General features: G+C 64.6%; 15 protein-coding genes, 1 other RNA gene and 1 pseudogene. 12 read left to right on the top strand and 5 right to left on the bottom strand.

Annotation, left to right across the window (positions count from 1 at the left end; all coding sequences use genetic code 11):
- Positions 1-113: 113 nt before the first annotated feature.
- Entirely contained in the window at positions 114-1,001 is an 888-nt protein-coding gene (locus ACQP2U_RS11490) for an alpha/beta hydrolase (RefSeq protein ID WP_433714657.1), read from the bottom strand.
- 107 nt (positions 1,002-1,108) lie between these two features.
- Here ACQP2U_RS11490 and rnpB point away from each other — a divergent pair.
- Positions 1,109-1,524: RNase P RNA component class A (gene rnpB / locus ACQP2U_RS11485), an RNA gene on the top strand.
- 81 nt (positions 1,525-1,605) lie between these two features.
- Positions 1,606-2,496 carry a slipin family protein gene (locus ACQP2U_RS11480; RefSeq protein ID WP_433714656.1) on the top strand — a complete coding sequence of 297 codons (891 nt, stop codon included), beginning with the start codon at positions 1,606-1,608 and terminating at the stop codon, positions 2,494-2,496.
- 194 nt (positions 2,497-2,690) lie between these two features.
- Here the strand turns inward: ACQP2U_RS11480 and ACQP2U_RS11475 are convergent, their stop codons facing one another.
- Positions 2,691-3,074: a hypothetical protein gene (locus ACQP2U_RS11475; protein ID WP_433714655.1), complete on the bottom strand. Its 384-nt coding sequence runs from the start codon at positions 3,072-3,074 to the stop codon at positions 2,691-2,693.
- A gap of 427 nt (positions 3,075-3,501) precedes the next feature.
- Between ACQP2U_RS11475 and ACQP2U_RS11470 the strand changes: the two genes are divergently transcribed.
- The 8 genes and pseudogenes from ACQP2U_RS11470 to ACQP2U_RS11435 all read left to right on the top strand — a co-directional run bounded on the left by ACQP2U_RS11470 (position 3,502) and on the right by ACQP2U_RS11435 (position 9,062).
- Entirely contained in the window at positions 3,502-3,834 is a 333-nt protein-coding gene (locus ACQP2U_RS11470) for a hypothetical protein (RefSeq protein ID WP_433714654.1), read from the top strand.
- A 38-nt stretch (positions 3,835-3,872) separates the two neighbouring features.
- Positions 3,873-5,603, top strand: a complete 1,731-nt coding sequence (locus ACQP2U_RS11465) for an RNB domain-containing ribonuclease (protein WP_433714653.1) — start codon at positions 3,873-3,875, stop codon at positions 5,601-5,603.
- Between the two features lie 120 nt (positions 5,604-5,723).
- Positions 5,724-6,133 (top strand): annotated as a pseudogene (locus tag ACQP2U_RS11460) (DUF6879 family protein).
- The gene (locus ACQP2U_RS11455; RefSeq protein WP_433714652.1) at positions 6,130-6,996 is read left to right on the top strand and encodes a helix-turn-helix domain-containing protein; all 867 of its coding nucleotides are present in this window, start codon (positions 6,130-6,132) and stop codon (positions 6,994-6,996) included. Before ACQP2U_RS11460 ends, ACQP2U_RS11455 begins: the two are co-directional and overlap by 4 nt.
- Positions 6,997-7,198: 202 nt before the next feature.
- The gene (locus tag ACQP2U_RS11450) at positions 7,199-7,957 is read left to right on the top strand and encodes a YncE family protein (RefSeq protein WP_433714651.1); all 759 of its coding nucleotides are present in this window, start codon (positions 7,199-7,201) and stop codon (positions 7,955-7,957) included.
- Entirely contained in the window at positions 7,897-8,112 is a 216-nt protein-coding gene (locus ACQP2U_RS11445; RefSeq protein ID WP_433714650.1) for a hypothetical protein, read from the top strand. The genes ACQP2U_RS11450 and ACQP2U_RS11445 overlap by 61 nt, the downstream gene beginning before the upstream one ends.
- Positions 8,113-8,150: 38 nt before the next feature.
- The gene (locus tag ACQP2U_RS11440; protein ID WP_433714649.1) at positions 8,151-8,435 is read left to right on the top strand and encodes a hypothetical protein; all 285 of its coding nucleotides are present in this window, start codon (positions 8,151-8,153) and stop codon (positions 8,433-8,435) included.
- A 48-nt stretch (positions 8,436-8,483) separates the two neighbouring features.
- A complete protein-coding gene (locus ACQP2U_RS11435) occupies positions 8,484-9,062 on the top strand; it encodes an NUDIX domain-containing protein (protein ID WP_433714648.1) in 579 nt (192 codons plus the stop codon).
- Positions 9,063-9,066: 4 nt separating this feature from the next.
- Here the strand turns inward: ACQP2U_RS11435 and ACQP2U_RS11430 are convergent, their stop codons facing one another.
- The gene (locus tag ACQP2U_RS11430; RefSeq protein ID WP_397037923.1) at positions 9,067-9,486 is read right to left on the bottom strand and encodes a pyridoxamine 5'-phosphate oxidase family protein; all 420 of its coding nucleotides are present in this window, start codon (positions 9,484-9,486) and stop codon (positions 9,067-9,069) included.
- A gap of 233 nt (positions 9,487-9,719) precedes the next feature.
- On the opposite strand from ACQP2U_RS11430, the gene ACQP2U_RS11425 reads away from it, so the two are divergent.
- The gene (locus tag ACQP2U_RS11425; RefSeq protein WP_433714647.1) at positions 9,720-10,130 is read left to right on the top strand and encodes a hypothetical protein; all 411 of its coding nucleotides are present in this window, start codon (positions 9,720-9,722) and stop codon (positions 10,128-10,130) included.
- A 439-nt stretch (positions 10,131-10,569) separates the two neighbouring features.
- Here ACQP2U_RS11425 and ACQP2U_RS11420 read toward each other — a convergent pair whose 3' ends face one another.
- A complete protein-coding gene (locus tag ACQP2U_RS11420; protein WP_433714646.1) occupies positions 10,570-10,971 on the bottom strand; it encodes a hypothetical protein in 402 nt (133 codons plus the stop codon).
- A gap of 128 nt (positions 10,972-11,099) precedes the next feature.
- On the opposite strand from ACQP2U_RS11420, the gene ACQP2U_RS11415 reads away from it, so the two are divergent.
- Complete coding sequence (locus ACQP2U_RS11415) at positions 11,100-11,957, top strand: helix-turn-helix domain-containing protein (protein WP_433714645.1); 858 nt, start codon at positions 11,100-11,102, stop codon at positions 11,955-11,957.
- Here the strand turns inward: ACQP2U_RS11415 and ACQP2U_RS11410 are convergent.
- On the bottom strand, positions 11,906-12,595 hold the full coding sequence (locus ACQP2U_RS11410; protein ID WP_397037930.1) for a S1 family peptidase: 690 nt from the start codon (positions 12,593-12,595) through the stop codon (positions 11,906-11,908). The genes ACQP2U_RS11415 and ACQP2U_RS11410 overlap by 52 nt on opposite strands.
- Positions 12,596-12,703: the final 108 nt, after the last annotated feature.

Raw genomic sequence — 12,703 nt, 5'->3', positions numbered from 1 at the left:
CCACCCGCCAGCCATGGGCCGAGCCCAACAGCGCATCGGCAGAACGAGCGACGATGGAACCAGGCGGCCGAACGCACCAGCACGAGAAGTGCATCCGGCCACGGTCATTCCAGCTAGGGCCGCAGCACCGACACCAGGAACTCGGTCTGGTCGTACACCGCCTGCTCGAAGACATCGTCGAAGTAGACATCGAAATGCCCTACCGGATAACGCTTGACGATCGCGTGCTTGGTGCGTTCGGCCGCGCGTAGGGTCGGCTTCGGCGGTGCGATGGTGTCGTTATCGGCGATCGCGTAGAAGACCGGCATCTTCAATGCCTTGGCCCGGCGGCCGGGGGAATCGAACAGTGTCGAGAATGCCACGCGGGCAGCGACTTTCGGTTCGTAGGTCTCGCTCTCATCGGCGAGCCTGCCGTAACCCTCCGGCGCATCCGGCGCGCTCATCAGCGCCGCTGAACGCTTGCGACCGGCCAACCGCACACGAACAGGCTTGCGCCGGATCGGACCGACGAGCAGATCGGTGGCCGCGATGGTGGCCACCTTGGTCAGGCTGGTCGGCCCCTTCGCCATGGCCGAGGCCCAGCCGCTGGTGAACGGTACCTGAGCGACCACAGCCGCGATGTAGTCGTCGTCGGGCGCGACCGACAGCACATGGCCGCCGCCGAAAGAGGTACCCCACAGTGCAATTCGGGTCGCGTCGAAGCCGCGCAGCGTGCGCGCGTAAGCGATGGCCGAGCGCCAGTCCGCACGCTGCCGAGCGATATGCAGCAGCTGACGCGGCGCACCTTGACTGGCTCCGAAATGCCGGTAATCGAATACCAACACACCCATCCCGGCGGCGGCGAAACGCCGGGCGTACCTATCCAGACCCATCTCCCGGTTTGCGCCGAGTCCGTGCCCCATGACAACGAGTGGGCGGGGCTTGGGGATGCCAGCGGGGGGATATAGCCAGGCAGCGCAGTGCTCGCTACCCGAGGGAAAACTGACCTCGACACGTTCCATGGCACCTCACCGTACTGTTTCGGTCCGAACTATTACCCCCCGACCGGTCACCAGGTCAGGCCAGTCAACAACGTACCCGTTGATCGAAGTAGGCTAAACGCTGCGGACGAGTTGGCCGGGCGGCCGCGGTGATGGGAACGGGTACGTGAGTGCCGCCGCCCGTCGCCGAGGAAAGTCCGGACTCCACAGAGCAGGGCGGTTGCTAACGGCAACCCGGGGCGACCCGCGGGAAAGTGCCACAGAAAACAGACCGCCCACGATCCCTCGGGATCGTGCGGTGAGGGTGAAACGGTGCGGTAAGAGCGCACCAGCGCCCCGGGTGACCGGGGCGGCTAGGTAAACCCCGCCCGGAGCAAGGTCGAAGGTCGCACCGTTCGCGGTGCGGCTGCGCAGGTGTTCGAGGGCTGCTCGCCCGAGCCTGCGGGTGGACCGCTCGAGGCACCCGGCAACGGTGTGTCCAGATGGATGGCCGTCACCCGGTGTGAACCGGGGACAGGATCCGGCTTACAGGCCAACTCGTCCGCCCTGCAATCCGGTGCCATGATGGAAGTGGACCGCTGAGCCGGAATTCGGTGCGGTCAGGCACTTCGTACGGGGTGTAGCCATGGATATTCTTGGTGTTATCGGGGCGATTATCGGGGTGGGAGCAATCGCGGGCGGGGTGCTTACCGCGATGAGCGCACGCATTGTCGCCCAATATGAGAAAGGGCTGGTGTTCCGGTTCGGCCGCGTGGTCGGAACCCGAGATCCCGGACTCCGCATGCTGATTCCATTCATCGACCGGATGCGCAAGGTCTCCACACAGATCGTCACCATGCCGGTGCCCGCGCAGGACGGCATCACCCGCGACAACGTGACGGTGCGCGTCGACGCGGTGGTCTACTTCCGGGTGATCGATCCGGTGTGCGCGGTGGTTGAAGTACAGAACTATCTGTTCGCGGTGGGGCAGGTGGCGCAGACATCCTTGCGTTCGATCATCGGAAAGAGTGATCTGGACAGCCTGTTGTCCAATCGCGAGGAGTTGAACAAGGGGCTGGAGATCATGATCGATAGCCCAGCGCTCAGCTGGGGTATCCATATCGATCGGGTGGAGATCAAGGATGTGTCGATACCGGATTCACTGAAGCGCTCGATGTCGCGGCAGGCCGAGGCGGAACGGGAACGGCGGGCACGCGTGATCTCCGCCGAGGGTGAATTGCAGGCCTCGAAGAAGTTGGCGCTGGCGGGCGCGCAAATGTCGGAATCCCCCGCGTCACTGCAGCTGCGATTGCTGGAGACCGTGGTTCAGGTTGCGGCGGAAAAGAATTCGACATTGGTGCTGCCGTTCCCGGTGGAATTGCTGCGATTCCTGGAACGGGGCACGCCCACTGGGGAAACCACCACTGAGGCCACGACCCCATCCGAAGCCACACCGGAGATCACCCCGCCCGAGCCGACACCGGCGCTCGGTCAGGGAAACACGCCCGCGGCAGAACAAGATGGAACGCGCCCGTAACACAACGGGCGTATACCGATACGGGTACGGCAGCGATCGTACGCCGTACGACCGCATCGGTAGCACAACGTAAGGAAACCGGGCCGATGTCCATACTGATTCCCGTGATCGCGATCGTCGTCATGATCACCGTGGGGTATGTATTGAAATACCTGCCCAATTACCTGCCGTGGCTGAAGGATTGAGCTTTCGGCTCAGCAGAGCATTTTCGCCATCTGATAGATCGCCTGGGCCTCTTCCTTGGAGGCCTCCGCGGCGGCGCCCTTTGTGCGCTTGACGACGTTCGGAACGACCTCGTCCTCGCTCTTGCCGTCCTTGATGTCCTTGCAGGTCTCGACCAGGATATCGCGGATCTTGGCGTCGTCTTTGCCCTCGGCGAGCTTGGGGAAGGCGCTGCGGTAGCTGACGACGAACGTCCCCGCCTTGACATTGTCCAACGTCTCGCCGCCCGCGGCCTTGGCCGCCGAAGTCGTCGCCGAAGCCGGCGCGGCCGAAGAGTCATTGTTATCGCCGCAACCGGCAAGGAGCAGGGCTGACACGGTAAAGCAGGCCGCGATTGCGGCGGTAGTTCTGGTCACGCAGCGGGATGCTAGCGGCACTTGGGAAACGTCGCCTCCCGTCTGGTTAACGGAAGGCGACGAAGACCGCATCGTTGACGGTGAGGTCAGAGCGGGTTGACCATGAAAACCTGAGCCCAATACGCCGCCTGCTCGGGACCGAGTAGAGGCATCAGGTAATCGAAAAGAATCGTTGACATCAGTGGATAACTCCCAATTGTCGACGTACGGGTCACTTGCGAATGTGCGGGAAAAGCTCGACCCCGCCACGCCGGGGAACCCTAGCAGCCGAGCCGTGACGCCGCCGGGTTCGGCGTGTCCGGCATGGCGATTCGGTTGGAACTGGCCTAGAACGTGAGCGACGTCATAGAGTAGGCGCCGTTGGTAAGACCCGTTGCCGGTCCGCCACGAATCACATTCTTCGATCACGGAAGCAGGTCACAACTCTATGCGGATTGTTCGTTCACTGGTCGCCGGTGCGCTCATCGCCGGGGCCGCATCGGTTTTCGCCATGCTGGGCACCGGGTCCGCCTCGGCGGTCGCGGTCACCCCGCTGGCGGGTGGGGTCCAGGTCGACCTCAACTCGGCCGACACCACCTGGGTGCACCAGAATCACATCGGGCAGGCCATCGCCGGTCTGCCGCATCCGTCGGCCGCATCGTTCGGCCAGGCGCTGGACGCGGCGGCGGACGTTTCCGCCGGTGTCCCGGGTGGACGGGTGACCTTTACCGTGTACGGCCCGCTCAATGAATTGAACGGCACCATGCTGGCACTGCAGTAGCGACCGACTGCGACAGCGTGGAACTCCACCAGCGGATCGTGTCGGCACCGGTCGATTTCGGCGCCATTCGATCCGAATTCGGATTGGCCTCGGCGTATCCCGCCGAGGCCACCGCGGCGGCCCGCGACGCGATCGACGCGTTCGCGGGCGCACGCGCCGATCGCACCGATATTCCATTCGTCACCATCGACCCGCCCGGCGCCATGGATCTGGACCAGGCGGTGCATATCGAACACGCCTCTTCCGGTTTCACCGTCCATTACGCGATCGCCGATGTCGGAGCGGTAATCGATCCCGCGGGCCCGCTGGCCCGAGAAGCGGGCGTGCGCGGCCAAACCTTCTATCTCCCCGACGGCACCGTGCCGCTGCACCCGCCGATCCTGTCGGAGAATTCCGCGAGCCTGCTGCCCGACCAGGACAGGCCCGCCGCGCTCTGGACCATCGAATGCGATGAGAACGCCGAGCCGCAACGATTCTCGGTGGTCCGGGCCACCGTACGCTCGCGGGCCCGACTCGACTACGCCAGCGTCCAAGCCGACGCCGACGCGAACCGCCTGCACCCCTCGATCGCGGCCCTGCCGGAATTCGGCACGCGGCGCATCGAGGCCGGGCTCGCCCGCGGGGCGATCGGGCTGCGCCTGCCCGCTCAGAGCGTCATCCGTGACGACAAGGCCGTCGGCCACTGGCGTCTGGTGGTGGAACCGCGCACCGCCGCTGACGACTGGAATGAGCAGATTTCCTTGCTGACCGGTATATGCGCCGCGCAAATCATGTTGCACGGCGGTGGATCCGACGGTGTGCCCAGTGTCGGTGAGCGGATCGCATTGCTGCGGACCATGCCGCCGCCCACTGAATCGGCGATCGATTCGATGCGCCGGACTGCTGCGGCGTTGGGCGTTGACTGGCCAGCGGATCAGTCTGTCGGACGGTTGTTGGCCGGGCTCGATCCGAATGCGCCTGCGACGTTGGTACTAATGTCCGAGGCGACAGGGCTGCTGCGTGGTGCGGGATATACGGTGCTCGATGGGGCTGTCGCAGGCGGGAATGGTGCTGGCGCGGTTGCTCGGTCTGCCGGTGGTGCTCCACCGGTAAGCGGTGTGCGATCGACGGGCGGTGGCTGGTCGGCGAGCGGTGTGGAGCTGGCGGCTGATTCGCGGTCTGCAGGAGATTCGGAGTCGCGGGGTGTCGTGGGTGCACCAGGCAGGGCGGGTTCCGTCGGCGGCGGCGGCACCTCAGGCGGCAAGGGCTCGGCGGGCATTCGAGGTGCGGTCGGTAGCGCGGGCTCGGTGGGCGGGGGGCGAACCAGTGCCAGGCCAGCGAGTAACCCCCAAACCGGGAACAACCTGCAGCACAGCGCAATCGGCGCGCCGTACGCACACGTCACCGCACCGCTGCGTCGCCTCGCCGACCGTTTCGCCATCGAGATCTGCCTCGCGCGTTGCGCCGGAACCGAAGTCCCGCAATGGGTTCGCGATGGCCTGGTCCCCACCGCAGAATCGATGAAGCGCAGCGACAGCCTCGCGGGCAAGGTCGAACGCGCCTGCATCGACCTCACCGAATCCACCCTGCTGGCCGAACGCAGCGGCGCGATCTTCGAAGCCGTAGTCGTACGCGAAGCCAACGGCACCCGCCCCGCCGAGGTCTTCATCGCCGACCCACCAGTCGTAGGCCCCTGCATCGGCGCACCTCCGGAAGGCGCTCAGGTCCAGGTGCGCCTGGTCGCCGCCGACCCCACCACCCGCAAGATCAGCTTCGGTTACCCCGTCTGACGCCCGGCACCTTCACCCTCACCGGCCGACCGATCACCGAGCCTGACACGCTGGCTCAGCTCGACCTTGCAACCAACGAGACAGCGATTGAAGTTCCGAAGATCAGGAGGACGTTCTACGGTGCTCTACCTTCCGCATGAGCCACCGGACTGGGTCGCCCTATTCCGCGATTGCAAAGCCGAAGCGTTCCACCTCGAAGTTCGGGACGCCTACGCCGTGCCGACCGAGTCGGACCGGTTTCGCCGGTTCCTCGAAGGTCAGCCCGCATTGCCGGTGCACTGAATGTCGAAGCGGGCGAAGACATTCGGTACTTGCCTCGGCAAATTGTCAGAGACGTGCCCGCCGATGATTTCTGGCTGTTGGATGACGAACGGGTGGTGTTCAACCTCGTTGACGAGAACGGGCGTGCGGTCGAGGCAGCGGCTCTGACCACGGACCCGCGGATTGTCGAACAGTGCCGAGAGGTGAAAGAGCGCTTGTGGCAGCTGGCTACGCCGTACACCGAGTACGCGGTAGACATCCGGAGGTGAGCAACGGCGTTAATGAGGCCCGGCAGGCGCTCGGGCAGCGGCTTCGGGAGATCCGACGCAGGTCGGGAATCTCAGGCCGTGAGCTTGCGCGCTTGTCTGGCTGGCACGAAACAAAGGTCTCCAAGATCGAGTACGGCAGGGTCAAGCCCTCCGACGCGGATATTCGTGCCTACTGCGCTCATACCGGCGCACGTGACCAACTCGACGATCTGTTAGCCACAGTCCACAACATAGATGCCGCGTACATGGAGTACCGGCGGCAGCACGCCGCAGGGCTCAAACGGGGACAGCAGAAGTCGGTCAGACTCGCTGAGCGCTCGAAACTGATGAGGATCTATCAGCCGGTGGTCATTCCCGGCATTCTTCAGACTGCTGAGTACGCCGAAGCCGTATTACGGCATTCGGTCGATTTCTACCGACTTCCCGACGACATAGATGAAGCCGTATCGAAGCGGCTCGAACGTCAGCAATACCTGTACAGAGGCGAACGGCGCTTCCACATCCTTATTGCAGAGCAAGCTCTGTATACCTCAGTCGGCACCGACGCCGTAATGATCGGGCAGCTAGACCGGCTCATGGCCGTGATCGGCCTTTCCCGGGTTCGGCTTGGAATCATTCCGGCGCAAGCTGGCCCGCCCATGCAAACGACGAACTTCGTAATATTCGATTCGCGCATGGTCACGGTCGAAGGCATCACAGCCGAGCTGACGATTACACAACCGCGAGAGGTTGCGATCTACAGCCGGGCGTTCGATACGCTAGCCAGTCAGTCCGTGACCGGCGACGCTGCACGGAGCGTAATCCGCAAGGCACTCGAGGCCCGGCACGGCAACAGCGATCAGAAGCCCCAACGGCCACGCTGAGCCCGTCTCGAGCCCATCCCCCATCCCTTACCCACATCCACCGTTGTGTGCGCATTTGGCGTGCGCTACAAACTCGCGGGTCTGTGCTGAACTCATTAGCCTGGACCCACGATCTCCTCCACAGGAGGCTCGAGTGCGGTCGATATGGCGGATTGGCCTGGCCTGCGCGGTCGCCATAGTTGCGACCGGGTGCGGTGGCGCCGTGCGGTCCGACGCACTACCGCTACGTCAGGTCGGGCAGCTCGATTTGCCTGATGCCGCAGGGCGATTCGATTACATGAGTCTCGATGCCGGGTCCGGTCTGCTGTGGCTGGCGCATATGGGTGCGGGTGCGGTTGTCGAGGTCGATATTCGTTCGCATCGGGTGGTGCGGACCATTTCGGATCTGCCGGATGTGCACGGTGTGCTGGCGATCCCACAGCGGCGGCGGACCTACGCGACCGCGACGGGACGCAACCAGCTCGCGGCCATCGATTCGGAGACCGGTGCAATCGTGTGGACCACGCCGACCGGCGACTATCCGGACGGACTCGCCTACGATTCACGACGCGCCGCCGTGTGGACCACCGATCAACGCGCCGGGACCGAGACAGTCGTCGACGCCGATACCGGAACCGTCCGTGGCACAGTGTCATTGGGAGGAGAGGTCGGCAATGTGGTCTACGACGCCGATGCCGATCGCATGGTTGTCGCGGTGCAGGGCAAGGGAGATCTCGCGGTCATCGATCCGGCGACGCTGGCGGTGACCGATCGGATTCCGGTCCCTGGCTGCGCCGGACCGCACGGCCAGGCCCTCGATGCGGCCGATCAGCTGATGTTCGTGGGTTGTGGCGTCTGGTCACGGTCGATCTCACCCATCGGAATGTGGTCGACGAGAACAGCGTCGGCGAAACTCCCGATGTGCTGGTCTATGACGCCTCGGCCCAGCGGTTGTATGTGGCCGCCGAGAGCGGTTGGGTGAATCTGCTCGAGCAGCGTGCGGGGCATACGACCGCGGTGGGGTCGAGGCATCTCGCTGCCGGCGCGCACACGGTTGCCGTCGATCCGCAGAGCCATCACAGCTTCTTCCCGCTTCCGAAGGGACCGGTGCTGCTGGAGTTCGAGCCGTCGAAGTAGGTCGCGGTAGAGTTCATGGCGGAAGTGGGGTGCGTGGGATGACCGATCCATTGGCACTGGAGATTCGCCGGCAGCAGGTGTTTCGTCGGCTGCGGGAATTGCGTGGGGAGCTGGCCGGGCTCGATGCCGATTACGGTTCGTTGCAGGCCTCGGGGATATTGGTCGATACCGAGGGGATCGGGGCGCTCACCACTCCGGCTTACTGTATTGCCGGGGCGCGGGAAGTCTTCGAGGAGACCATGATCGAGCTCGATGCCGCCGCGGACGCGCTCGAGCGCGCCGGGGTTTACACCACGCGGCTGCGCCCGGTCGTCCTCGAATAGTCCGCGCTGCGCGAAACCTGTCGGTGCCCGCGGCTACAGTCGCCTGCCATGAACCTCGCGACCGCGACCGTCGCCGCTATCGTCGATGGGATCACGCCGCTGGATGCGCTCGAGCGGCAGCATATCGAGGACACACGGGCCTGGCTGGCCTCGACCGATGATGTATTCCGTCGCATTAAACCCGACACTCCCCCGCGGCATCTGGTCTCGTATGTGGTGCTGGTCGACCCGCGAGCGCGCAGCGTCCTGCTCGGCCAGCATCTCCTCGCTGGACTGTGGCTGCCGACCGGCGGTCATATCTCACCGGGAGAACATCCGCTGGCCGCCGCCGGACGCGAGGCCGCGGAGGAGTTGGGCATCGATCCCGAATTCACCGTCATCGGAACCGAACCGCTGTTCCTCAGCGTCACCACGACGGTAGGTACCCATGCCGGACACCAGGATGTCAGCCTCTGGTACGTCATCCACGGCGACCGCACCCGCGAATACACCTTGGACCCGGGCGAATTCGGTGCGGCACGCTGGTGGGATATCGACACCTTCGACCGGACCGACGCCGATCCACATTTCGCGCGCTTCCTCACCAAACTCGAACCGATACTCCCCGAGAGGATTCCGGACCTTTGAGCGACTACCGATCACCCTCTTCCGGTCCCACATACTCGATTCCGGTGACGATATCGGGCAGGATTCTGGTCACTCGATCACCGGCACCGACCGTGCGAGCGGGCAAGAACTGCTGGTAGTGCACGATTTCTTTGTGGTCGCGCACGGTGTCGGCGATACCGGTCACGATCACACACCAGCCGAGGGAGGTTCGGTGGTCGATAGCGTCCACCTCGTAGGCCACGACTTGACGATCGAGCGAACCGGTCGTCGCGGCGTCGGCGTAGATGACCAGATGCTCCTCGACCATCGCGTGGCTGACCGGGCGAATCGCGGGGAGGGCGTAGCGCGAGAACGCGACACGCCCGAATCCGATCGTGCCCAGCAGGTGCAGTGCGGTATCGACCGACAGTTCGCGTGACTCCCGCACACCTTCTACCGCCATACCCCATTGTCCACCAGTTCGCGGCGCGAAGCAGCCTGTATCGATCACCTCACCCCGGCCAGGCGGTGAACATGTTGCCTACCAAGCAATTACACTGTACGAAGGATAAACAGGTATCGGTTTTCCGAAGGAGCCGTTCGTACCCGCTGAAATCGGGCGCAGTCGAATGGCCACGTCTCCGGGGTCCCGAAACGTGGCCACCAATACGAATCAACGACTCAGGAGGAATTTCGATGCCCGACGATGTGCGGTCGAGCTCCCGGACCGGAGCCCGCGGCGGCAGCAGCCGAAGCACGTGGCGCAGTAGGCCGCGCCGATCATTCGGCCCCGCCAAGGAGCTATCCGGAAACGCCACCGCGTTCGCCGACTCGAGCGATCGGCTGGTGCGCCGTCTCTTCGACACCGGGCTGCGGCTACACAAACTCCGCATGGTTTTCGATCGGCCGGATCCGAGCGCCGCCGAATTGCGAACGGCCAGTGATGCGATCGCCGCGATGCTCGACGATCTGGATGGGCTGATCCGCGAAACCGGACTTGCCATGCTGGATCTCGCCCACGAACGAGACACCGAGACAACCGAATCGCTGCCCAACCAAGCGATACACGACGGACGACTGACGAATCGCCGCGGACGACTGCGCTGAGCCGACGACTCAGCGCATTTGACGTCCTCCCCGTCCTGAACGACGGAGATTTCGTCCGCTAGGCGGCAGTTGGTTCCAGCTTCGCGGACCGGCTAGCGCCGAGGTCTCCACAGGCGGTCACCGCACCTCCTGCGGCAAGAATGTTCTCGGCGGCGTTCACGTCCGCGTTCTCGCTGTACCCACACGTGGTGCGCTGGAAGTGCGCTTGGCTCTCACGGCTCCTCGCAGGTTTGCGCGAAGCCGCGGTGTCGGTGCACGATCACCGAATGAGGGTGCGGCGGTTGGGTGAGGGCGAGTGGACGGTCGCCCGGAGATCCGGCTGGATGCTCTGGCGGGATCGCCACCGGGGACGTTCGCTTCGAGGTTCGAAGTGGCGTCGCGGTGGGATGAGCCGCAGTGGCGGCAGTGGCGGACGCACTCCCCGCATGGCACCGATAGTTCAGATCCCGGCCCGCCGCACCCCACTCAGCTCCAGCGCCGCGAGCACCGCCACCCACACAGCACCGATCAACAGGAACGCGACTCCGAGCCCGGTCAACTCGAGCAGACCCGAGAATGCCAACACGACCAGCGCGAGCGCCGAGACCACATTGACCCCGATAACAGCAATCGCGTGACTCGGCACGAGATCTGGGTACCCGGCAATGAGCAGCAGTGCGAGTCCGCCACCGACCATCGCGACGCCGAACGGGATGGACCACGTGGTCGGCAGCCCCAACGGCCCGCGCAGCGCCGCCGCCCCGGCCAGCATGACAATGCCGAACACCCCGGTGCCCCAGCCGTCTAGACGCAACACGGTACGCAGGTAGTCGGTGTCGGCGCGCGCGACGAGTGTGCTCATCTTCTCTCCTCTTGTCGAACCGGCAGCCCGATCGGCTCCCGAAACCGACCATGCCGGACGTGAGGTGAAGGTCTCAATAACCTCGGAGGTCATGGCCGAGCACATATCGCGCTGATTAGCCTGCCGGAGTGGCGGTAAATCAGCAGAAATCACGGGTCGGCGCGCTGCTGCGCGACTGGCGGCAGCGACGCAGACTCAGCCAGCTCGATCTGGCGCTGGCCGCGGACAGCTCCTCGCGCCACATCTCCTATATGGAGACCGGCCGGGCCAAACCCAGCCGAGCCATGATTCTGCGACTCTGCGACGCGCTGGAGGTGCCGCTGCGTGAGCGCAATACCCTGCTGCTGGCCGCCGACTACGCACCCGCCTATCGGGAGAGCAGTCTCGACGACGCGAGCCTGGCCTCGGTCCGCTCCGCACTCGATATCATGCTGACCGCGCACGAGCCCTATCCGGCGGTCGTGGTGGATCGCCTGTGGAATGTGGTCACCGGCAATGACGCCATGAGCCTGTTCATGGCCGATATCCCGGAAACGCTGATGCTGCCGCAACCGAATGTCTACCGGCTGGTGCTGCACCCCGACGGCCTCGCGGCCCGCCTCGCCAACCTGACCCAGGTGCGAGAGTTGTTCCTGGAGCGACTGTATCGCCAGGTCAACGCCACCGGCGACGCCGAACTCCGGACACTCTACGACGAAGTCGCCGCCTATCGCCCACCGCCGGATTTCACCGATGCACCCGATGACGCTGCGGCACACCCCAATCCGTTCGAGGTCCCGCTGCGCATCCGAACTCCGTTCGGCGAACTACGCATGTTCAGCACCATGGCCACCTTCGGCGCACCCGCCGATGTCACGCTGTCCGAACTAGCGATCGAATTGTTCTACCCACTCGACGAATTCACCGCGACAGCACTGCGCGGACGCGCGGCGGATCAGATGACCTGGAATCCGCTACCGACCCCGCCGGTGGCGTCCACGGCCTGAAGTATCTTATCGATCGGGGCGAAGAATGCCGGTGAGTGAATGGGTATCGCCGGGAAGATGCACGGAATATTGAACCCGACGCCGTTGATTCCGGTCAGCCGCCCCTGATTCATGCCGACCAGCCGATCACCGACGGTAACCGGGCCACCGGAATCGCCCGGCTTGGAACAGGATTGGTTGATCGTCGTGCCCTCCAGCGAACCCCAGACCACACCGCAGTCGAATCGGCTGCTGCGCCCGCTCGTGCACACCGGTTCACCGGGCGCTGGTGCCGCACCGATTCCCGCGATGGTGGTCGGGCCGACATCGCGCACGGGCGTGACCTTGTTCGAATCGAATTGCAGCACAGCGAAATCGAGGCCTTCGCCGTCATCGGAGTATGCCACCGTGCCGATCACACCGGCATCCAGGAAGCGCTCGGCGCCGAATCGCGAGCCGGTCGGGGCGCAGTGCCCCGCGGTCAGTCCGACCAGCTGTCCGGCATTGTCGTAGCCGATCGCGGTCAGCGAGCACGCGGAGTTGTTATCGAAGACCAGGCCGGAACCGCCGCCGACCACAGCATTTCCGGCCGCCTGCGCGGTTCCGGCCCCCACGAGTCCCACAGCGGCCGAGCACAGCGCGATCATTCCCAACTTCACGGCAACCACTCTCCTTCTCGAAAACCCCTGGCCGACATCGGAATCGACTCAGACGTCGGCCAATCGCACACACGATGGAGAGCCGCCCCGATAGCTGCGGCCACCCCG

Origin of the sequence: Nocardia sp. CA-084685 (assembly GCF_050955785.1) — a bacterium.
Lineage (GTDB): Bacteria > Actinomycetota > Actinomycetes > Mycobacteriales > Mycobacteriaceae > Nocardia.
This window is presented reverse-complemented; position numbering and strand designations above follow the sequence as displayed.